Annotated in this window: 21 protein-coding genes and 3 pseudogenes; 17 read left to right on the forward strand and 7 right to left on the reverse strand. The window is 35.4% G+C overall.

Going from position 1 to position 22,669, the window contains the following annotated elements; all coding sequences use genetic code 11:
• Positions 1-202: 202 nt before the first annotated feature.
• The 13 genes and pseudogenes from BW721_RS01195 (at position 203) to BW721_RS01260 (ending at position 11,174) form a co-directional block, all read left to right on the forward strand.
• Complete coding sequence (locus tag BW721_RS01195) at positions 203-421, forward strand: NAD-dependent epimerase/dehydratase family protein (protein WP_076765380.1); 219 nt, start codon at positions 203-205, stop codon at positions 419-421.
• On the forward strand, positions 360-662 hold the full coding sequence (locus BW721_RS11735) for a hypothetical protein (RefSeq protein WP_156892168.1): 303 nt from the start codon (positions 360-362) through the stop codon (positions 660-662). The genes BW721_RS01195 and BW721_RS11735 overlap by 62 nt, the downstream gene beginning before the upstream one ends.
• A gap of 57 nt (positions 663-719) precedes the next feature.
• Positions 720-914 (forward strand): hypothetical protein, encoded by a 195-nt coding sequence (locus BW721_RS01205; protein WP_076765384.1) that lies wholly within the window; start codon positions 720-722, stop codon positions 912-914.
• A 188-nt stretch (positions 915-1,102) separates the two neighbouring features.
• Positions 1,103-1,327, forward strand: coding sequence for a helix-turn-helix domain-containing protein (locus BW721_RS01210; protein ID WP_076765386.1), 225 nt, complete (start codon positions 1,103-1,105; stop codon positions 1,325-1,327).
• A gap of 178 nt (positions 1,328-1,505) precedes the next feature.
• Positions 1,506-2,024 carry a DUF4358 domain-containing protein gene (locus BW721_RS01215; protein WP_076765387.1) on the forward strand — a complete coding sequence of 173 codons (519 nt, stop codon included), beginning with the start codon at positions 1,506-1,508 and terminating at the stop codon, positions 2,022-2,024.
• A 206-nt stretch (positions 2,025-2,230) separates the two neighbouring features.
• Positions 2,231-3,448 carry an MBOAT family O-acyltransferase gene (locus BW721_RS01220; RefSeq protein ID WP_198031377.1) on the forward strand — a complete coding sequence of 406 codons (1,218 nt, stop codon included), beginning with the start codon at positions 2,231-2,233 and terminating at the stop codon, positions 3,446-3,448.
• Between the two features lie 8 nt (positions 3,449-3,456).
• Entirely contained in the window at positions 3,457-4,584 is a 1,128-nt protein-coding gene (locus BW721_RS01225; RefSeq protein ID WP_076765391.1) for a DHHW family protein, read from the forward strand.
• Between the two features lie 829 nt (positions 4,585-5,413).
• The gene (locus BW721_RS01230) at positions 5,414-6,007 is read left to right on the forward strand and encodes a helix-turn-helix domain-containing protein (RefSeq protein ID WP_076765393.1); all 594 of its coding nucleotides are present in this window, start codon (positions 5,414-5,416) and stop codon (positions 6,005-6,007) included.
• 109 nt (positions 6,008-6,116) lie between these two features.
• Positions 6,117-7,256 carry an alpha/beta hydrolase gene (locus BW721_RS01240; protein WP_083686743.1) on the forward strand — a complete coding sequence of 380 codons (1,140 nt, stop codon included), beginning with the start codon at positions 6,117-6,119 and terminating at the stop codon, positions 7,254-7,256.
• A gap of 133 nt (positions 7,257-7,389) precedes the next feature.
• Positions 7,390-7,644: pseudogene (locus tag BW721_RS12300) on the forward strand (transposase); the annotation flags it as partial.
• A gap of 288 nt (positions 7,645-7,932) precedes the next feature.
• Positions 7,933-9,420, forward strand: coding sequence for a DUF1538 domain-containing protein (locus BW721_RS01250; RefSeq protein ID WP_227004680.1), 1,488 nt, complete (start codon positions 7,933-7,935; stop codon positions 9,418-9,420).
• Complete coding sequence (locus BW721_RS01255) at positions 9,413-10,081, forward strand: P-II family nitrogen regulator (RefSeq protein ID WP_076765400.1); 669 nt, start codon at positions 9,413-9,415, stop codon at positions 10,079-10,081. The genes BW721_RS01250 and BW721_RS01255 overlap by 8 nt, the downstream gene beginning before the upstream one ends.
• Positions 10,082-10,670: 589 nt before the next feature.
• Positions 10,671-11,174: an IS110 family transposase gene (locus BW721_RS01260; RefSeq protein ID WP_076765402.1), complete on the forward strand. Its 504-nt coding sequence runs from the start codon at positions 10,671-10,673 to the stop codon at positions 11,172-11,174.
• Between the two features lie 442 nt (positions 11,175-11,616).
• Here BW721_RS01260 and BW721_RS01270 read toward each other — a convergent pair whose 3' ends face one another.
• From BW721_RS01270 to BW721_RS12150, 5 genes are all read right to left on the reverse strand, one after another.
• Entirely contained in the window at positions 11,617-12,078 is a 462-nt protein-coding gene (locus BW721_RS01270) for a hypothetical protein (RefSeq protein WP_076765406.1), read from the reverse strand.
• Positions 12,075-12,515 (reverse strand): prepilin-type N-terminal cleavage/methylation domain-containing protein, encoded by a 441-nt coding sequence (locus BW721_RS01275; RefSeq protein WP_076765408.1) that lies wholly within the window; start codon positions 12,513-12,515, stop codon positions 12,075-12,077. Before BW721_RS01275 ends, BW721_RS01270 begins: the two co-directional genes overlap by 4 nt.
• Before the next feature lie 18 nt (positions 12,516-12,533).
• Positions 12,534-13,877 carry a prepilin-type N-terminal cleavage/methylation domain-containing protein gene (locus tag BW721_RS01280; RefSeq protein WP_076765410.1) on the reverse strand — a complete coding sequence of 448 codons (1,344 nt, stop codon included), beginning with the start codon at positions 13,875-13,877 and terminating at the stop codon, positions 12,534-12,536.
• A gap of 628 nt (positions 13,878-14,505) precedes the next feature.
• A complete protein-coding gene (locus BW721_RS12145; protein ID WP_250637834.1) occupies positions 14,506-14,805 on the reverse strand; it encodes an IS30 family transposase in 300 nt (99 codons plus the stop codon).
• Positions 14,806-14,836: 31 nt separating this feature from the next.
• The gene (locus BW721_RS12150) at positions 14,837-15,514 is read right to left on the reverse strand and encodes an IS30 family transposase (RefSeq protein ID WP_083686745.1); all 678 of its coding nucleotides are present in this window, start codon (positions 15,512-15,514) and stop codon (positions 14,837-14,839) included.
• A 159-nt stretch (positions 15,515-15,673) separates the two neighbouring features.
• Here BW721_RS12150 and BW721_RS01290 point away from each other — a divergent pair.
• A pseudogene (locus BW721_RS01290) lies at positions 15,674-15,994 on the forward strand (hypothetical protein); the annotation flags it as partial.
• Between the two features lie 598 nt (positions 15,995-16,592).
• Here the strand turns inward: BW721_RS01290 and BW721_RS11740 are convergent.
• A pseudogene (locus tag BW721_RS11740) lies at positions 16,593-16,721 on the reverse strand (IS3 family transposase); the annotation flags it as partial.
• A 394-nt stretch (positions 16,722-17,115) separates the two neighbouring features.
• Here BW721_RS11740 and BW721_RS01305 point away from each other — a divergent pair.
• Both BW721_RS01305 and BW721_RS01320 read left to right on the forward strand, forming a co-directional pair.
• On the forward strand, positions 17,116-17,394 hold the full coding sequence (locus tag BW721_RS01305; RefSeq protein WP_076765416.1) for a DUF1905 domain-containing protein: 279 nt from the start codon (positions 17,116-17,118) through the stop codon (positions 17,392-17,394).
• A 1,639-nt stretch (positions 17,395-19,033) separates the two neighbouring features.
• Positions 19,034-20,389, forward strand: a complete 1,356-nt coding sequence (locus BW721_RS01320; RefSeq protein ID WP_076765420.1) for an ISL3 family transposase — start codon at positions 19,034-19,036, stop codon at positions 20,387-20,389.
• Positions 20,390-20,886: 497 nt separating this feature from the next.
• On the opposite strand, the gene BW721_RS01330 is transcribed toward BW721_RS01320, so the two are convergent.
• Positions 20,887-21,732 (reverse strand): AraC family transcriptional regulator, encoded by an 846-nt coding sequence (locus BW721_RS01330; protein ID WP_076765422.1) that lies wholly within the window; start codon positions 21,730-21,732, stop codon positions 20,887-20,889.
• Positions 21,733-22,116: 384 nt separating this feature from the next.
• Here BW721_RS01330 and BW721_RS12305 point away from each other — a divergent pair, with 384 nt between their 5' ends.
• Positions 22,117-22,209, forward strand: a complete 93-nt coding sequence (locus tag BW721_RS12305) for an antA/AntB antirepressor family protein (RefSeq protein ID WP_232222953.1) — start codon at positions 22,117-22,119, stop codon at positions 22,207-22,209.
• Positions 22,210-22,669 lie beyond the last annotated feature (460 nt).

Raw genomic sequence — 22,669 nt, forward strand, 5'->3', positions numbered from 1 at the left:
AAGGTTTAATATATATCTGATGATATGAAATGAAGAGTGGAAATAGCATAAAAGTAAAACAGCGACATCCTTTTATCCAAAAAGGGTGTCGCTGTTTTTAATAGATAGCAGTTAGTATGTTAAAGTAGACAACTTTGAGTGAGTGGGATAGTCTAGGACTATTCTAAAAATAAATTAAATAAAATCAGAAAAGGTGAAGGAAATGAAAAAAATACTTGTGTTAGGTGGAACGAATTTTTTTGGTAAAAAAACTGTCCAATTACTATTAGATAAAGGCAATGACGTGACTGTTGCGACGCGAGGTAACAATCCTGTTCCGTTTGAGGGTCAAGTGCAACATATTGTGTTAGATGCGAGCGATGCAGCTCATGCTGGTTGGCAAGCAGTTCAAGCACAACAGGTGGGATGCAGTATTCGATAATATCTGTTATAACGCTGAGGATGCACGAATCCGTATTGAAAAATTTGGTCAACAATTGAAACACTATTACTTTACCTCTTCATTGGCAACCTATGCGGGAAATAAAGACGGATATGTAGAGGCGGACTTTGATCCATTAACCTATGATATTGATCCAAACAAAACGGTTGATTACGGTGAAGGCAAGCGTCAAGCAGAACAGGTTTTATTCACCCAAGCACCTTTCCAAGTGGTAAGCTAAAGTTCGAAAAGTCGAATAACTAAATACAACTTCAAATCCAGCGAGGTGAAGCAAATAATGAATTATAAAGTTTTGAAAGATAAAAAAGTAGTGATTGGATTAATTTCAGCTATGGTATTAGCAATTACTGCAATACTATTAGCAATTTACGATATTAGTTATTGGGTGTTATCTTCAGGGTTATCAATAGTGATCCTATATTCAAGTCTCGGTAGAGCTGATAGAATAATGAAAGATGATAGCAAATCGTAGATAATGATAAATTCATTTCTTGAAGGATTACTTCTTGTTTTTATATAAGGGCAAGAAATAAAAAATAAATTTCCGATAGCCCATGACTCTACAGTAGAGTCATGGGTTTTCTTTTGCTTGCTGATTATAATAATATTTTAATAACTATTGTGTTTATAATATTCTTAGCGTAAACTTGGAGGTGCTGTATGACTACGGCAGAAATGATTAAAGAACTGTGTGAGCAAATGAATATAAGTGTTTCCGAACTTGCTAGACGTATTGGAGAGACTCCACAGAATTTCAATAAAAAATTACAACGAGAAACTGTAACCTTGGATGAGTTGAAGGCTATTGCTGATGTGCTAGGTGTCAAGTTTGTGCAGGCATTTATTTTACCGGATGGAGACGAAATAAAAATATCTAACGAATAAAGGAGGCAGTCCAAAATGATGATTAGTCCGGAAAGTTACTATGAAGAGTATCTCAAAGGAAAAACAAAAGAAGAAATAATGACCGCCATTCGATAACTAAGGAATAAATAATTCTTAAGTTGTATGTAAAGCCGATAAAAATGATTTATAATAGTCAAAGAAGAAAAGGAAGGTAATTATGAAAAAAATTATCGTTGCGTTATTAGTTGCGTTATTAGTTTTAACTGGTTGTACTTCAGCTCCAAGTACGAAGGATGTGAAGTTGGAAGATATCCATACAGCAATTAAAGAGGCTTATGGAGAAGATTATATTCCAAACATGGAGTTTGAGGCTGAGTTCTTAGAAATGGAATTTGGTCTTACATCTGATCTATATGATGAAGTCATCGCTGAATTATCCATGATGAGTATGCACGTGGACCGTTTATTGATTGTTCGTGCTAAAGAAGGTAGTGCTGATAAAGTGGAAGAACTTTTAAATGAGGCTCGTGATAGAAAGATTGAAGATACTTTTGCGTATCCTATGAACATTGCACGTTTGAATGCGACTCAAGTCGTTCGTCAAGGTGATATCATGGCGTTCATGATTTTAGGTGCTTATCCCGCAGATGATGTCATTGATGAAGAAGTACAAATTAAATTTGCTAAAGACGAGATCCAAAAAGGGGTCGACGCCTTTAATAGCGTTTTCAAATAGTTAAAGGATAAATCATGGTCTTTAGCAGCCTCACATTTTTATTCTATTTCTTACCCGCTATGATTATTACGTACTATCTTGTACCCGAAAAGTTCAAGAACCTTGTGATGATCATAGCAAGTTTTGCGTTTTATGCCTGGGGTGAAGTGCGCTTCATTCCCATCATGTTAAGTCTTTCGGTTATAGACTATGTTTGTGGTCGTAAAATGGACAAAACAATCGATGACAATCCTAAGAAGAGAAAACTCTATTTATTGATTGCGGTAGGCAGCAATCTTTTTGTGCTTCTTTATTTTAAATACACAAACTTTTTCTTAGGCTCACTCTATGGTCTTTTTGGACAAACTTCTCCTTGGGTGAAGATTGTCCTGCCAATTGGGGTGTCCTTTAACTCTTTTCAATCCATCTCTTATGCGATTGACGTTTATCGAAGAACCACTAAGAGTGAAGAGAAATATTATAATTATTTAGCTTATACGACCCTCTTTCCTCAAATCATTGCTGGACCAATTGTCCGCTATGTGACGGTTGAAGATGATTTAGATGATCATCAATTAACGGTTGATTCATTCTCTATGGGAATGCGTCGCTTTATTATAGGTTTAGGAAAGAAAGTCTTGATAGCCAACAATGTGGGACTAATTTGGAGTGAAATATCCAGTGGTCAAGCCGGTGCTTCTTCAGTCTTACTGTTATGGGTTGGAATTATCGCCTATACCTTTCAAATTTACTTTGATTTCTCAGGATACTCTGATATGGCCATTGGTTTGGCTCGTATCTTTGGTTTATCCTTTGATGAAAACTTCAACTATCCCTACATCTCAGAGAGTGTCACTGAGTTTTGGCGGAGATGGCACATTACCCTGGGTTCCTGGTTTAGAGATTATGTCTACATTCCATTAGGGGGGAATCGTGGATCGGTAATTAAACATTTACGTAATCTCTTTATTGTGTGGTTACTTACTGGTTTATGGCATGGAGCTTCGTTTAACTTTATGTTGTGGGGTCTCTACTTTGCTCTAATTTTGGTCATCGAGAAGTTCTTCTTAAAGAAACACATGGATAAGTGGCCACACTTGATCAGACACCTCTATACCTTGATACTCGTCATGATTTCATGGGTCATCTTTTACTTTGAAGATTTATCGCTGGCCTCTGGCTACATTCAAGCAATGTTTGGGTTTAGTCACATCCCATTAGTTAATAATGAGTCATTGTATTACTTAATTAGTTACAGTATTATCTTCATAGTGGCAGCCTATGCCAGTACTCCCCACTTTAAAAAATGGAATACACGAAGTGAGACCAATGAGAATATCTGGTTATCAACCGGTGCCACTTTGATCTATATCGGTGTCTTTATGATCTGTGTCGCTTATTTAGTGGATAGTACCTATAATCCATTCTTGTACTTTAGATTCTAGGAGGGCTCATGAAAAAATCATTCAATAAAATATTCTTTACTTTGTTTATGTTACTGTGGGCTGGATTAATCGTTATTAATCTAATCACTCCTACTAAGTTATTCTCACAATCAGAGAATAAAGTCTTAGCTCAGTTCCCTGGTTTTGACATGACCAAGTTTATTGAAGGTGAATTTATGGAAGAGATTGATCTGTTTATTAATGATCAGTTTATTGGTCGTAATCAATGGATAAAACTGTCAACCATCGTTGAAACTGCTCTTAATAAACAAGACATTAACTCAGTCTACTTAGGCAAAGAGGGCTATCTTATTGAGCGTCATCGTGACAGTGATGTCAACCAAGAACTAGCTGAAAAGAACATTCAAACACTCATTGATTTTATGACTAAAACACAAGGAGTATTAGGTGTTGAGCATGTCAAAGCAATGTTAGTTCCTAGTGCCTCACAAATCTTAACCGATAAACTTCCTAACTTTGCGAGCGGCTATGACCAACTGGAGGTTATCAATCGCTTAGATCAAGCGCTACCTCATAGTATGATTAGAGTGGATTCGGTGCTGAAAGCTCATGCAAGCGAGACAATTTATTATCATACTGATCATCACTGGACCAGCCTTGGTGCCTATTATGGCTATCAGCATTGGGCTAATGATTTAGGCTTTGATGAACTAGACTTTGATGTGAAAACCCTCAGTGAGACTTTTTTAGGAACACTTCACTCCAAGATTAATCTTGCTTTCAAAGCAGATACACTTGAGCAATATATCCCCCAAAATGCGACAACTTATGATGTTTTGATTAATCAGACTAATGAAATGTCTGGTCTCTATGATTATGATAAGCTTGAAACCAAAGATCAATATGGAGTGTTCTTTGGTGGTAACTATGGTCAAATTGAAATTACGCCTAGCCAAGGTGGATCAGGAAACTTACTTGTCATCAAGGATTCCTTTGCGAATGCGATGGTTCCGATGATCGTTAATCACTATGAAAAAACATTCATGTTGGACTTGAGACATTACAATGGGAGTGTTGAAAGTTTCATGGCAGAAAATGACATTACGGATGTCTTGGTGCTCTATAACACCATGGGATTTGTTAAAGATATCACAATTGGTAAATTATCAAGATAGACAACCTTCGGGTTGTTTTTTTTTGTTCTCTTAACTTGTATTTTTAGAATTAAAGCGTTTAAATTAAAAGTAGATAAGTGTTTAGTAAAAACAAGCAGACGACTATAAAATAAATGATGCCATCGCTATGGTCTGGGAAAAATAATTGTGAAGAAGCATGAACTATTATGTGACTATTTTTCCTAATTCAAAAATCACTCGAATTATTGACTATCCTGATGAAAAACTAGATGAACATTTTGTGGGAATGTAAAAAAAGTCTTAGTTGGTAAGTTCTCCCTGAACCATGAACAGTATGAACGTTGAGCCAGCCAAGCGAAGTCAGAAGGAGTTCCGGAGATAAGCATTCTCAAAAATGAAGAGGGAATTGATTAATACTTTCTATGTTGATATTTTCCCAAATACAAAAGCCCACAATGGTTACTTTCCCTCAAAGAGAATTATGTTCATATCCCTAATTTTTGACAGCTATCCACTCATCTCAAAACATGTGGAGACGGTAGTATTGATGTCAAGGGTGGATAAGTAAGCGTGTAATAAGATAAGTAAATAAAGGCTTTCCGTGATTTGAGATCTGGTTCTAAGCCGGAAGGATAATCACGGATTTTTGCTTTGAGGGAAGTTATCCAAGAATGATGAAATAAAAAAATATCAGCCGAAATAATTGTTGATGTGGTGAGTTGATAAGATGATTGGCAAAACAATGGTGAGTTGATAGAATTGCTGTCAAAAAGTCAGAAAACATTTATACTTTTTATTGACCGAGTCAATAAAACGAAGTACAATAAATATTAGGTGGGATTATAGCTCTGCACCAGGAGGTGAGAACTTGATAGGATTAGAATATGTTTTAAACCTCTATAACCTTCAACATATAGAACTTGCAGAAAAACTTGGTATTAAAAAACAAAATATAAACATGTGGGTGAAAGGGCGACAGAACATTCCAAAAAAGTATCTACCGATTTTAGAAGAACTTTTTGGAATTGATGTGTCTTACTTTGGACGTGAGCTTACAGAAATTGATCAGTTGGAAATCCAGAAGGAAAAGTTGAAAAGAGATCTGAAGCCTGTAATCAAGAAGCATGAGCGGCAGTTTTCTTTGGGAGAGATTAATGAACTTGTTGAAGTTCCCATTTACGATAAAGAAGAAATGAATGCCATCGAACGAGATATTGAAAAAGCAAAACTCATATCAAGGTTTAAGGCTGCAATGGATGTGGTGGAAAACAACCCATATATGGAGACGTATAAGCTTATGGTAGAACTACTTGAAAAAGTCCAGCATGAATCCGTTCTCCATAAAACGATTGAAGCGTTGGCACACTATTACGAAGTCTTACCTGATTGGGTAAGCAGCGAACCAGAACAAGAAGGCTTTGAAGGTGAAATATTCGAAGTCTTTGAAGATCATAACTATTAAACATTTGAAGGAAAAAGATGACCGAGAAAACAGGAAACATAGGATTTGAAGAAGACCGAGATGAATACGAAGCAGAGAATATCATCTGGGTTCCTAAAGAACAGGGCGAATGGGAAATATCATTAAACCGCGTGCTCTCAAATCTAAGGAGATGCAAAAAGAACGAACCAAATCAAAAGCAGAGGTGTTCACACCTACCTGGATTGTGAAGAAACAAAATGATGAGATTGAAAAAGATTATATAAACCGCCACTTGACAATAATTATTAATTTGTTTTGTATTATACTAAATAAAATTAAATTTGATAGGAGCAGGAAAATGGAACATACAACTATATATACTTCTTCCCATGATGGCCAAAAGATATTTTTACGTATATGGGATCAAGTAGAAAAACCAAAAGGAATCGTTCAAATTATTCATGGAATGGCCGAACATTCTGCACGATATGAAACTTTTGCATGTTTTTTGAATAAGAAAGGTTATATTGTTTATGCGGATGATCATCGCGGTCATGGTCATTCTTTAACAGAAGAAGAAGTTTTTGGGTATATTGGTGAGAATGGTTTTCAAAAAATTGTTAAAGATGAACAACTAATTTCTGAGTTGATAAAAAAGAAATATCCTCAACTGCCTTTATTTATTTTTGCTCATAGTTTTGGTTCATTTATCGGGCAGGAGTATATCATTCAAAATTCTGAAAAAATAGATGGGATCATTCTTTCTGGTTCAGCCAAACAAAATGGATTGGATGTAAAAATGGGAAGAATATTAGCTACCTTTCAAAATACTGTATTTGATAATAAAAAAGAAGCCAAATTGATTGATCAATTATCTTTTGGGTCATTTAATAAGAAATTTAAAAAGCAGCAACCGACATCTAGTTGGCTCACAAGAGATGCTAAAGTTGTGGAACAATATGAGAAAGACGAATTGTCTGGTTTCGTTTCTTCGATAAACTTTTACTATGAACTCTTCCATGCTTTTAAATCGCTATATCAAACTAAACGACTAGAAAAAATTGAAAAGGATTTGCCTCTTTTAATTGTTTCTGGTGATATGGATCCTGTTGGTAAGTATGGCGAAGCAGTTCAAGCATTATATGAGCAATATGTTCAATTAGATTTGGAAAATGTAACACTTAAGTTATTTAAAGATGCCCGGCATGAATTGGTAAATGAACTAAATAACGAGGAAGTGTTTTCTTACATAGATGACTGGTTGCAACAGCAGATAGAGAGTAATTAAATGTCAATTAAGTTATGTTATAGTTACAGGATTTTATAATAAAGTTAGCCACTTAAGCTAACATAAAAAACGCCATGTGAATTTCATGTTATATTGAAGTTACCACTAACTCTCAATAGACAGGATGAATTCACATGACGCTCTGAAGGACTCGCTGGATGTCTATTTCAGTCACCCCTATGCCTCATTTGAACGAGGCACGAGTGAGAATCAACACAAATTTATTCGACGGTTCATTCCTAAAGGGAAGCCCATCAGCCAAATCGCGGACGTTCAGTGCTTACGTATACAACAATGGATGAACGATTATCCAAGAAAAATACTAGGCTACAGAACACCACACGACTGTTTTGTTCATGCGCTAAGGTCAGAACGGCAAGCGGCTTAACCCGTGAGGGCTTGACAACGAGCCTCCTTCGACATGACTTGAATGCTGGAAAGCTGGACTAGGCCAGCTTGTCAAAAGACTATCATGTCTCAGCTCATTATCAAGCCCTCACTATCTAGGCGAAACGACTAACAATTTCACAAGGAATTAATTAATATCAAGTGGCTAACTTAAACTTGAAATTTACATAAATAATTATGAGACAAAATACAATTGAAATTTATAAGTGAGGCGATGCTTACATCATAGAAGCATAATTAGCATAAAGAAAGGATGACTGCATTGAATGTGATTGTTTCAAAATTTAAAGAAGTGCTATTTTCTGTTCTTCCAATTACATTATTGGTTTTAGTGTTAAATTTTACTGTTTCTCCGATAGACACAATATTAATTATTCGATTTCTTATTGGTTCTTTTTTTGTGGTATTGGGTCTGACCATTTTTTTGATAGGAGTAGACATTGGTATTACTCCGCTTGGAGGGTTTACAGGAACATCACTTGCTAAATCAAACAAGCTATGGATTGTTTTGATCGCAGGATTAATACTTGGGTTTTTTATATCAATTGCGGAGCCTGGTTTAATGGTTCTTGCAAATCAAGTCAATCTAGTGACATCAGGTCAAATATCAGGAATTAGTATACTTATTATTGTGTCAATAGGGTTAGCAATAATGCTAGCATTAGGTTTTTTAAGAATATTCTACAATGTTCCTTTATATAAAGTGCTGTTTGCTTTATATTTAATTATTTTTGGATTCGCAGTTTTTGCTTCACGTGAATTCTTGGCGATATCTTTTGATGCTTCTGGATCAACAACAGGAATACTAGCAGTACCATTTATTTTATCCTTATCAGTGGGTATATCAAAGCTAAAAAAGGATAGCAAGGCATCAGAAAAAGATAGTTTCGGATTGGTTGCCATCGCGTCAACTGGTGCAATAATGTCCGTATTGCTCTTAGACATATTTTCAAAAACAAATGAGTTCTCTGCTGCACTTGATTCAGGAATTTCTGATTCAAATTCAATCATCAGACCATTTATAGATATAATTCCTGATTACTTAATAGAAAGTTTTATGGCAATCTTACCATTGCTAGTAATATTATTAGTTTTGCAGAAAATATCTTTTAAACTAAAGAAAAAAGAACTTCGAAAACTACTTACGGGATTTGCATTTGCATTTACAGGTTTGCTTGTATTCCTAATAGGTGTAAATGCAGGTTTTATGGATGTAGGAACGAGCATTGGTAATAATTTGGCTTTGTTGGATAATAAAGCTTATATCATAATCATTGGTTTTGTTCTTGGGGTTGTAACAATTTTAGCAGAACCGGCTGTTTATGTTTTAACTCAACAGATTGAAGATGTAACAAGCGGTTATGTAAAGAGAAAAGCAGTTCTAATTCCGCTGGCAATTGGAGTTGGTTTTGCCGTGGCTTTATCGGTTATACGTGTATTAGTGCCTGGGATACAGTTATGGCATTACTTGCTACCTGGGTACATCATATGTCTGTCAATGATGTTTTTCATACCAAAGCTCTTTGTAGGAATTGCATTTGATGCTGGTGGGGTGGCTACTGGTCCTATAACTGCAACTTTTATTTTGGCATTTATACAAGGGGCAGCACATGCTTTTGAGGGGGCGGATCTAATGGTTGATGGCTTTGGAATGATTGCGATGGTTGCCATGACACCAATTATCACCTTAGAAGCTTTGGGCTTGGTGTTTGCTATAAAATCAAAAACAAAAGGAGTTGAAAAGAGGGATGACTAATTATAACAGTATACCGATTTTTGAATTAATATATGTAGTTGTTAACTATGGAATGGGTAGCAGGATATTACAGAAGGCAAAAGAACATGGTATTTCTGGTGGGACCATTTTCCTTGGAAAGGGAACTATAAATAATTCCCTGTTAAATTTCTTATCTTTATACGATGAAAGAAAGGAAATAGTCTTATTGGGAACAGATTACCATACTGCAGACCATGCATTAGTTGAACTAAACAAAGAATTCAAGTTTGAAAAACCAAATCATGGTATTGTCTTTACCACAAGTGCTTGTGAAATTGTAGGATCTAGGTGTTATAAGTCTGAAGAAAACGAAGAAGGAAGAGGTGTTAATAAGCTAATGTATCAAAATATTATAATCATTGTTAATAGAGGTAAAGCTGAGGAAGTAATTGAAGCAGCAAAAGCTGCTGGCTCAAAGGGTGGCACAATAATTAATGCAAGAGGCTCGGGGGTAAATGAAACGAGTAAACTATTTAATATGGATATAGAACCTGAAAAAGAAATAGTTATTATCCTATCAAAAGAGGATATTACTGAGGCCATTGTAACGTCAATACGAGAAAAACTTGAAATTGATAAGCCAGGAAATGGGATCGTTTTTATTCAAAATATAAATAAAGCTTATGGTGTTTATGAGTAATAGATGTTTAAGTAGTGCAGAGATGATAATCGAATTGATATGCTCCTTTATGTGAATGCTTTGATAAAGGAGCGTTATCTAGGTTTATAGAAAGAGTTAAAAGATTGGATAGTGATTTAGAATCTTACTCCGATATTTATTAGCGGTTGATTTGTTCCCGCAAACGACAGTCAATCTTGGATATGTTTCCAAGAACGAGCCTTAATAAAAATGGGGTTTGAAACAATGAATTTGACAGCTATAAACTCATCTCAAAACATGTGGAGACGGTTGTATTGATGTCAAGGGAATAATTACATCGGCAATTGAAGTATTGATATAGCAGGGTTTATAGGTTCTTTGTCAAACATACTAAGATTAGTAGTGTAATATCCACGACGGTGGTATTACACTACTATTTTTTTTATAGTAGATGTGAAGTATTTGAGACCGACAACACCAAAGGGTTTTAAATCCGTATGTCAAACAGGTCCACTTCACTATTTTTGTTTAATTTGTTTATAGTATGTTGGTCTATAAGATCGAATTTAGGAAAATAGATAGACAAATCTTAGTGAAGACTTCAGATTAAGCGAAAGGAGGTAAAATCATGTATATTATGGCATTTGATGTAAGTAAAGGAAAAAGTTATATAGTCCTTTATAAAAATCAAGATTTGATTTATGAAGGTGAAATTCCTCATAATCCAACGGCATTCAATGAACTATTGCCTTTTTTAAAAAGAAATGAAGTTGAGTTAGTTTTCGAAGCCACAGGTGTCTATTCTAAACCGTTAGAACATTTATTTGAAACCAATGGCTTCGATTATTATTGCTTAGACCCATTGGAAGCAAGTTTCCAAACAGCTACACTTAGACAGATGAAAATAGATCAAGCTGACGCTCATCGACTCGCCTTATCTCATCTAAAATTCAACCGTCAAATCACTATCCCACCTTCTCTTCGGCACAAAGAACTTAAAGCAATGTCATTTTCATATCATCAAGTTCATGACGAATTATTGGTAAACAGAAACTATGTGCACAGTGAATTACAGTATACTATAACTACTTCTGGACAAATGACTTCATTTTATCATAGTAAATGTGGTTAAAATACGAATAGCACCAGGTTAGGTTGTCGTGTCACCTATAACTGAAGAAGTTGAATTAAGTGATTGGAACGGCAGGCGGCGACTCCAGCGGGAACAATCGTGTCCGAAGATCCAGTGATAAAAGCTTGGAAAGCTTTTATCAATTAGCTGAGTTTAAGGAAGGCAAGCTAAAACCGTCACGTCGTGGGACTGCGGTTACTCGTCCCACCGAAAACATTTGTGACGACGCTTGCATGACCTACATCCTGTAGGCCCGAAAGCGTCCGCCTAGAGTGGAAATCACCGCGTAACCTCCCAGTCAATGTTTCGTGTTTTCTAGTCAATGAAGTTATTTCGATAGACAGTCAAATAAAATAGCGTTAGTGAGTTATCATTTTTACTCACCGACGCTATTTATTGCACAACCTTTTTTTATGGGCTCCTTAATTGAGCACGATTAACCTCAATTGATAACTATTTCTGTCTCTATCTTTATTTCAATTTTAGAATTATTAACAGCTACTTCTGTTCCAACAGTACCTATTATTTCATATTCAATAATAAATATATCGACACCCTCAACCTTCGAAATCTCTAAGGGCCTAATTTTAAAGCTGGAATTAGACTCCGAATCAATCTTCATACCTTCTTCAGAGGACATAAATGGAGTCTTTAATTGATCCTTTAAAAATGTTAAATCGACTGAATCAGGGGCATCCTGAACCTTTTTATTGACATAGGCTTTGTAATATTCTTCCCCCATATCTGCCAAATGCTTCGCTTCAATAACTGCTTCTGTTTTTTTAAATTGCGCGGACATATTGTTAATTTGAAAAGATAACAAAGAAACGGAAATAGTGAATATCACTAAAACTAACAAAACGATAATTAAAGTTGAGCCATTCTCATTTTTTAATCGATTCATTGCGTTTCACTTCCTGTTAAATGAAAGTATGTGAATAAACTTGCCTGATTGGTCCCACTTGCATCAGCAATGTCAATTTTTACTCGATATAAACCTAACTCCTTTTCTTTATCTGTAGATTGGCAGATACTAATAGTCGGTTTATATTGGCTATTATTAAGTTCATAAGCTGGAACACTAGTTAAATTAACTTTAGCCCAATCAGTACCCCATTCCTCTGTATCATTTAATAATTGGGCTAACTCGCCATTGTTTTTTATTTCAGTGACGAGTTTTTCTGCAACATGTACTGAAGTGAGCTTATTCTCTAATATTTTTGTGAAATTAGCATAATTAATAAAAGCTGTAGAGACGGCAATGATAATTATCGTTATCAACGAAATCGATGCTAATATTTCTATCAATGTAAAGCCTTTTTCAGATTTTCCAATTTTCATGATCTACACCTGCACTTCTTAATAATCCTTTAACCAATCTGGTTCTCCTTTTGAAAAGTTGGTTTTTCCTCCTACGTGTAAAGTTCCGTTATTTCCATCGTCATCTTGTCTAACTTCACCTTTAACCGTCAAATCCCCTATAATTTTTAAATTTGAGTTTCCACCTAAAATTAGAGCACCATCGATTATAGCATTTCCTTTAATCGTTAAATTTGAGTTTCCACCTAAAATTAGATCACCACCGATTATAGCATTTTCTTCTACGGTTATTTGTGGTTTGTACCCAGACATTTCAAGATTTCCATCAATTATAAGGTTTTCACCTATATTAAGTCGTGCATGCTCTCTAGCTAATAGTTTGTTAGCAAAGAGGTTTCCCCCAATTTCAGAAAGTAAACCAGTAACTTGACTCGTTATTTCGAAACTTCCATCGGCAACGATACTTCCTGTAGCCTCTAATTGAGTTTTATTACCTACCACAACCCCCCTACCATTATTATCACTACCAGCATGAATATTTGTAGCTATAAATTTCGCTTGCTCTTTGAGCTCTAGTCTTCCTTTGAATACAGCGTCACCACCGACTTTCATAGGGTGTTTATTATCGACGTTAAATTCAGGCGGGTCGACAAATAAGTTTTTTGTAACAATAAATCCTGCTGTATCATGTTTCAAATCAACGACGTTATGATGATCGTCAGAAAACCATACGTTTCCTGTAATCGTTACATTCTCTTTAAATCCATCAGGAATAAATTGGTTGGAATCAACTTTAGCATATTTTGTGTCCCGGTCATAATCTATACCGTAATCACCTTCTTTAAAATCTTTTTTGACAAGTGGAGGTGGAAGAGGTGGATCGGGTTTATTGATTTTCTTGAAAACTTTCAATGCAATCTCTAGTTCTGCTGGTTTTTCGATCGTCGTGGAAATGCTATAAGTTTGCCCAGCTTCATTTTTCAACGTTAAATCAATTGACAAGGGTGTACCATCAGCTTTAACAATCATACTGTCATTTGCTGCTGATATTGAATTCTCACCATTTTCTAGTTTTAATTCAGCAATTGAACTAGTCATTGACGAGTTTACTTCCTGTCCGTCAATTAAAAGAATGTTGCCATTCTCTAGACTTACTTCAAATTTGTCTTCTTCAAGATCGTCTTGGTTATAATGACTTCTCAATGTTGAGACAAGTAAATTGGCATCTTGACGTAATTGGGCGTTATCACTTATGTTTTCACTGTTTCGAAAGACGTTAAAGAGGACTGTCATAACTAATGCGCTTACAATCGCAAAAAGAGAGAGGGCTGCCAGTAGTTCGACAAGTGTTATACCTTTTTCATTTAAAAAGTGTTTGTTCATCAAAATCACCTCCTTTACATATTTTTGTGTAAGTCTTCGTAGTTTTTGATAACCAATTGACTTATATAAAACTAAAGTCTATGGAATCGGTTGCACAATTTAGTCTGTTTTACCTAATGTAATATACACTTAATAATCTGCCAACTATTTATTTGAAAAAGGGAAAGTTAGTTTACTTATATTAATATGATCATTAGCATTGCATAAAAACATTTTACAGTTGTCAAATCATTAAATTATGTTCCAAACAAATATAGTTAAAAATTACCATCTGCCGTTCGATTTTAAAATAAAAAAAGTGAACAGCGAACAAAGAGTAGCCCCATCCACAATTTGTCATTTTATAAAGTTAAACAAACAAAGGATCAAAATCAAGTGTATTTAAATGCTCCACCTCACCTTCGGTATATTGTTTCATAATGATTTGTCATTGTCAATTTTTTCTCGGTGCAGTTATTCCCTTGTTAAATGCAACTTAAAGTGAGAGTCTTTTTCCTGTACAACATTTTTAGGCAGATTCTTGAAAAATCTGTTGAACACTTGGAATATATTCTCTAGTTAACAACTGCATCGAAGTATTTGCTTTTAGTATTCTTCTAGGATAGTTATTTATCCAGTTTTGAATTTCTTATACACGTTCCTTCGAATATTCACTGATGGCACTTCCTTTCGGAATGAATCGACGAATCAATGTGTGCATCTGTTCGTTACTTCCTCTTTCATAAGAAGCATATGGATGACAATAGTAAATATTTGTTCGCGGCTTAGAACTCTCTTTAATGGATTTTTCTAATGTTTCTGAATCTAGAAATTCTGTCCCATTATCCACAGTAATTGTTTTAAATGTATTTGAAAAATCTTCGGTTCCTAGCTGTTTCTCTAAATTATCCAATACTCTGTGCACTTCTTTTTGAGTCTGAGCCCTCAATTTAAAGATAAGTGTTGATCTATGTTTCCGTTCAACTAGGGTAAAGGAGGCAGGCAGTGCCTAACTTCTTTCCTGACTCTACAGTGTCCATCTCCCAATGACCTGTCTCTAGTCGTTCTTCGGCTTCTTTAGGACGATGTGTAATATCTTTCCCGAAAGGCACTTTCTGTCGAGGCTTAACCTTTCTTTTCTTTCTTTTTTTTATTTCACCACGTCGTGGTAAATCAGTTATTTCTACATTTAAGAACATATTATTCTCGATATAGTAATAAAGAGTTCGAGTACTGATTTCTGTATCAAAAGGATTACCATTCTTTTCTAAGTCCATAATAATGGCATCTGGAGACCACTTTTCTTCTAGTAATTTAGATTCAATATACTCTACGAACTTATGATCATCTCGAATCTTTAACTCAGGACCCTTACTCGTTGCTTGAAGGTCATAATCTTCTTGAGCAACATTCGCTGAATAAGACTGATAATCTTTCCATGCCGAGTCTTTCAAAATCACTTTCCCACGGCGTAACTCTCGATATAGACTAGAAACACCACAACCTATAATCTCAGCCATTTCTTTTCTCGTTATTTGTTTATTTTTTGGTAATATACGATTAGCTTTGATTGGGTTTTCAATTTTTAATCGATCTTCAAACTTTAGATGTTTTTCTTTCTTTTTACGTATTGAATTGGTAAACTTATTAAAGTTCATAAGGAGTCCTCCTGTACTTTTTGGTTTGGTTACTTTAATTATACAGGAATTCCTTATGGATTTTTTTATTGAACTCTCACTTCATTTTACAATTTACCTAAAGATGTTGCAAATGTATTTGGTCATAATTATAAAGGATATCAAAAGGGTGGCACTACTCATCCCTACTATGATGATGTTATGATTTGGTTTCCTAAGTTATTTCCAAATGGTGAGTGGGATAACTCGATTTCTCCAGATGGAAAAATAATTAGAGAAAAAAATGTACATGAAGATAAAATTGATAATCACATAAACGAAGTGATTCAAAATCAAAAACATAAAAGAATTGTATTCGCTAAAGTTAAAGGACCTTTAGGGCATATCATGTATAAATTTAAAGGTGAGTTCAAACTTGATCCAGTCACATCAGTTGAAGACAGATGTTTGATTTGGAAAAGTATTTCAACAACAGTTAAAACTTTTCCACCCAAAATATGAAGCGAAAACAGAGTTAAATTTACAGTGCCAGAAAATAAAACGAAAAGGATTACGAAATTTAGTGAATTAGTTGACCTGTTCCTGCAGACGTATGAAGCTATAAAAAGCCCCTAGACATCAAGCTTGGTGGCTCGTCCAATGTTGAGTGTGTGGTGTTGCTTGAGGCTGTTAGAGCTTAGCGATATACAGCCTCCGCTGCGTAACGAAGTGTAGCTGATGCAAAAGGTCAGAGACTAAAATCTTGATGTTATAATGTTCTTGATGGACCACATAAGAACTTTCACTAATATTAAAAGGAGTAAACTTAGTTCAAAGATTAAGTGACTCTTTTTTATTATGCAAGCAGGGGTATGTCTGTGGGAACTAGTCAATAAGAGTAAGGGTGTTAGGTTGGATAGGAAAATGATCAAACTTATGATGAAAGTAGTCAGCACGTGATTACAGGTACACTTACCATTACTTATAGAGCTTTGAAATGGCAACACTTATTTTGACAAATTTTATAAGGTGTATATAGAATTCTTGCACTTTGTTCCGATTGCCCTTGACAACGAGCCTCCATGGTCATGAATTTCAACGGCAGAAGCTCAATTGGGAATTACGCTGCCTCGCTTTCGCTATCATGACCATGCTCATTGTCAAGGGTTTGCTGCGCCAATCTCTGATAACGGATATGAATGGGTGTCTCGTAGCCAAGTGTACCGTGCAAACGAAGATGATTCCACCACCTATGTTGTAGAACTGACAGATGGATTGAAAGCCTACACTAAATTATGGGGAGGTGAAGAACCACTCTCTTTATGGGATGAGCATAATGAAGAGCCCTTCACAAAAGACACTTTTATCGACGCGCTTAAGGATTTTCATATTGGTGAATGGCGCAGACGATATTCAACTGAACGCTTCGGATACATCGTATGTGACGGTACTCAATGGGAGCTGGAGTTTGAATATAATAATGGCCATAAGCCAGTAAGATTTAATGGTGACAACTCATACCCCTATAACTTCGATAAGTTCCAGATGCTATTTGGCATTGATGCTATTGAGGAAGATGAGAATGAGTAAATCCGATGTTTTGAAAGAATAATTATATTAGCCTCAAAGGAGCTGAAATCAAAATGATAAAAATAATTGATAATCAAGAACTCAAATTGGAATATAAAAAAGGATTTGGGGCGTGGACATATCACCTTAGAATTCCTGGCACAGCTAATATTGAAGGTAAATGGGGTTATTTAAAGGTATCTGGGACTATTGATGGTTATGAAATAAAAAGCATCAATTTGGCTCCAAGAAAAAATGAGGATAAGATAATCTCAATCAATAAAAAAATTAGAGATGCAATAGGTAAAAGCGGCGGAGATACAGTTAATGTGACTTTGTTTTTGCACGACTAAAATGATTGAACCATCTGAAAAAAGAGAAAAGACATAACGTTGATAACTTGAAGTCGAGTAAATAAGAAGAGGGAATTGCATGAAAGAGATAGATTTCCTGAAAAGCTGAGGGGTCACCGAATTAATTCACTATATCCTGCAGCGGAACTGCCAAACATTCTGGCAAATGGAATTATCCCACGGAACCTCTTAGAATGGAAGGCGCAGAATTTGTCCAAGGAGATGAACGCAACGGATACACGGTTTGTGATGGTACCCAATGGGAGTTGGAATTTTAATACAACAATGGCCAGAGGCCGGTAAGATTTGATGGCGATAACTCTTACCCTTATAACTTTGATAAGTTCCAGAGACTATTTGGCATTGATGTTCCTGAAGAGGATTAGGATGAGTAGATTTGATTGGTTAAAGTAATAAGGAAGAAGTTTTGAAAAACATTATATTAACACTAGTTATGAGCTGCTTTGAGTATGTAAAATAGAAAATTATAAGGATGAGATATGAAAAATGATATTTTGAAAGTACTTCACTTAGAAACTAGAGATGAGGCAGTTCGATTTCTAAAAAGTCTCTGGGCAGAAGAACCACAGCCATGTCCACTCTGTGGAGGCATGTTGGATTACATGCATAAAAAAGCGAAGAAAAGCAATAGCAATTGGAAATGCACAAGTTGTGGGAAGGTGTACAAAGCAATTAATATTCTGGAGGAACTGCCTGATAGCTAAGAGGGAACAATGATATCTTCTCTCATACGAAAGCCCACAGTAGATATCTTCCCTCAAAGGGAATTTAGTAAAAAAGGAAAATGGAAATTGCCCTTTGACAGCTATGACTTCATCTCAAAACACGTTGAGTGTGTGGTATTGATGGAAAAGGTAAAAGGGTAATATGTTGCTATATCAGCTTTTTGAATGTGTATACCATATTCAAGAGGCTGATTTTTTAGAATAATTGGTTTGGAAACGGTTGAGATTGGGAATGATATCCAATAATTAATAGGTAGTAGGTGGGAACTGGTCAACATCTTTTTCGTTGATGAATTATAAATCCTTCACCGAACTTAATTAAGGATATTCGAGACTATAATTTGGCAAAAGTAAATTATGCCATGGTTGATGAAACAGTAAAAAAACTCTATCAACTTCAATTTCCCAAATCAAATTTTTTAACATTTTATGAGATAGCAAATTTAAAGGAAGTAGACTTTGTTTTAATCATGAACAGAGATTAAAAAAGTAATATGGCGGATATTTTTTTAAAAGTTTAAAATGTTGTGTAAATGAAGATTCAAAGATTGTTGAGTGTATACCTAATGTTTGGTTTGATAATTTTGAAAATGGCAATTATTTTGAGATTAATAAAAATAAGTTTTATCCAAAAGAATTATTACTAATTGATACTACTATTTCCACAACAACTCCTAAAAAGAAAATGATAGTCACTTTTGATAAAAGCAAATCGAGTACTTTAAATTTATACAATTCTGCATTTAATAAAGAGGAAGAAATTTTATGGTTCTATAATATATGGTGTTGGTGAATCGAAATGATTCACTAACATCTTTTTCTATTTTTAAACACAAAAAAGGTCAGTGAACCCCTATAATTAAGTTACCACACCAAATAATAGGAGGATTCACATGACCCAAATTCATTGTATTAAAAAAATGTTCGGAATAAAAGACCCAAATATTATTTTAGAAGATATTCCTGTAGAATTTGAAAAACTAAACCAAATCAATCATATGATTATACAGGGGAAATTGACCTATACACCGCGTTGTTGCGTCAATTGTGGTGTTTTAAATCAATCTCATCAAGATATAATCAAGAATGGAACAAAAGAATCGACCATTAAGCTGACGCACATCAATTTTCAGCCACTTCTTCTACGCCTAAAGAAACAACGTTTCTTGTGCAAGCATTGTCATCAGACTTTTATCGCTGAAACAACTCTGGTTGAACGCCATTGTTTTATCTCCACTATTATTAAACAAACTATTGCGATGGAGCTGCGTGAAATACAGTCCATGACATTGGTAGCTCAGCACTTGTCTGTTTCGACGAGTACTGTTATTCGTGTGCTTAGACAGGTTGCGAAACCGCTAGCTTCTAAGCATCTCTACTTGCCTCAACATCTCTCTATTGATGAATTTAAGTCAGTTGGAGCTGTCTCAGGTGCGATGAGTTTTCTATTTATTGATGCTCAAAACCATCGGTTAATGGATGTCGTTGAAGACAGAAGAAAAGATCATCTCATTGATTATTTTTTACGGTATCCAAAAGAGTCTCGTTATAGCGTGAAGACGGTCACGATGGACATGTATTCGCCTTATATGGCAGTGGTAAAAACGTGTTTTCCAAACGCCCAAATTGTCATTGATCGCTTTCATATCGTGCAGCATCTCAATCGCGCACTCAATACACATCGTATTCGTGTGATGAATAATCTCTACAGTAAACGCCCGAGGGATTACCGTAAGTTAAAGAAACAATGGCAGTTGCTTTTAAAAAATGACTGGGAATTAAATGTGAGTGATTACCGAACCCATCGTCTTTATGACGGTCTGATGACTGAAAAGATGATGGTTGATTATTTATTGTCCCTTGATCCACAGTTGCGTCAGGTTTACATGTTAGTCAATCATCTCAATTTCGCCCTTTATCAGCATGATTTTGAACAATTTAGCACGATTTTAGAAGACACTAGACAACAGATATTACCAAGAAAGATCCGTACCACCGTCCAAACGTTAGTGACACATCGAGTGGGTATTAGCAATGCCTGTTTTTATACCCTTTCTAATGGCGCCATTGAAGGGATTAACAATAAAATTAAGACCATAAAGCGATCTGGGTTTGGTTATCGTAATTACACGAATCTCCGTGCGCACATTCTGGTCAGTTTCCGCTTGACTATCAATCATTTTGAGCCCAAGGGATTACGCTATCAAGACGAACAAGCTAGACAAAAAAAAGCCAAAGTGAGAATTTAATTCTCACTTTGACTATTATACGTTCACCAACACGATTTGACAGAGAACCTTTGGGGGTCAGCTTAGGTATCGGTGGGACGAAAAAGTGGGAAAGAATCGAAAGCTACGGTCCAAAATTTGTAGAGAATATTGTCCAGGCAATCAGTCGTGACATTTTGTGCCACGCCATGCAGACGTTAAAGAATTGTTCCATTGTGGCCCATGTGCACGGTGAAATTATCATCAGGGCAGATATGGGAATGTCACTTTCTGCTATCTGTGAGCAGATGGCTAGGATACCAATCTGGGCAAATGGTCTGTTACTTAGTTCTGACAGCTATGAGTGTCAGTTTTATAAAAAAGATTAAGTTATATATAATTGGGTATTCGGATTAACTTGTGGAATGAGGTTAACAGACCTTCAAATGTTAAATAACGAAGATAGGATAGCACTTATTTTATAACTAGTAAGTGCTATCCTGTTTGTTCCACAATCACCCGATAATGGAATATGCATTTTACTTAGGGATAACAGGAACCCAAAGTTCATGTCTTGGTTTATGCTTCGGACCATAATAACATTCGATACACGGTAAATTTGCAAGTTCATACTCAGATGTTGGAACCCACTCAGAATATAAACGTTTCCATGCATCTACTATATTTGGAAAAACTGCCCATGTACTTGCAGGAATAATAAGCGTTTCCATATCTGAAGGTGGAACCCCATCGTATCTTACCCCCATAAAGTAGGAAAACTCTTCATCTGTTATAGCAGCTTCCTTTCCACAAACCCCCAAAAGGCTTTCAAGCGTACATTTTGGATTTTCCCATGACATGTCCTTTAGTTCTTGCATAAACCCTTCTTTTTTTGCAGTATTCCAGAGTGTAGGGATTGTTTTAAATGCTCTACTTGTTTTTACTGGCTTGCTTTTTCCTACAATTCTTATTTCAAAATCAAGGTCTTCAATTCTGTACTCCATCTCGGTATCTCCTTTAATAGAAATTTGAAAGGAAATTCTCGGAAAGGCTTTTAACTGTACCCCTTTATTACGAGCATTGGAGGGGCTTATTCCATGCATTTTTTGAAAAGCACGTGAAAAAGTATCAGAAGAAACATAACCGTATTTAATTGCCACATCAATGATTCGAATATCACTTTTTTGAATCTCAAATGCTGCAAGAGTTAATCGCCTTCTTCTAATATATTCTGAAAGCGATACCCCTGAAATTGAAGAAAACATTCTTGAAAAATGAAACTCGGAGCAATTAGCTGCTTTTGCAATCTCTTTGTAGTCTATTTCTTCATCTAAACTATTTTCAATGTAGTCCAATGCATTATTCATTCTTTCTAACCAATCCATGGTTTTCTCCCTTTCAATTCCTACTTTAATACAGATTAGATACTATTTACCCGACATTTCATGCCTAAAAAAGTAGGATCACTATTAAAAATTGACTCTCCACACAATATATTGCACAATGCGTTATTCCAGATAATGGCCCGTTAGTTGAATTGACCACTATTATTGAATCAGTCTTCGATTCCATTTTAACATACACAAATTCCGTATGATAATCAGAATTCAAAATTAATTTTTTCAAAATCCTCAACAATCATTACCTCCTGTGGCTATTAGGTAGAGGAACTTTCCTCTGACTATATTACAGGGGGTAATTCGTATGGACGAATTAGTAAAAATCAACGACCAACCTTACTCGATCGTGATTTACATGGAGCATTAGAAATAAAAACACCTTATGATAAATGGTTTCCAAGAATGTGTGAGTACGAATTTGAGGAAGGGTGTATTGAACCCCAAAAGTTGGAGTTTATTTAATTGAATATAGCATGAATACTTGAGGAGAAAGTTGCTAGCGATGTTTCTGTTTGCAACATCGGTATGAAAGAGACAATTGAGATTGATTTTTTTTAATCCTCTTACTCAGTAAAAAGATACGATAGTGAAGTTATAAAGCACATCATTGAATATCGGTTCTCAGAACATCCCATTCACCGGATCCAAGTGGAATTAGATGCAAGAAACTTAGACTCTATAAACTTTGTTAGCGAGCGCCTATGTGACAAGACCCCCACTTTTTTCAAAATTATTGGAGTCAATATGAGTGGACGGATAGTTACGTTTATGGCATATTGGCCTCTGAACATGGCCCTTCTTCTTACTAAGATCAATAAAATACATTGAGAATAAGGACAGACCATTCATCCAAAATAAAATTAAAACAAACGACGAGCACACAACCGTTTTTATACTGTGTACTCGTCGTTTTCTGTTTTCA

Origin of the sequence: Jeotgalibaca sp. PTS2502 (genome assembly GCF_001975685.1) — a bacterium.
Taxonomy (GTDB): domain Bacteria; phylum Bacillota; class Bacilli; order Lactobacillales; family Aerococcaceae; genus Jeotgalibaca; species Jeotgalibaca arthritidis.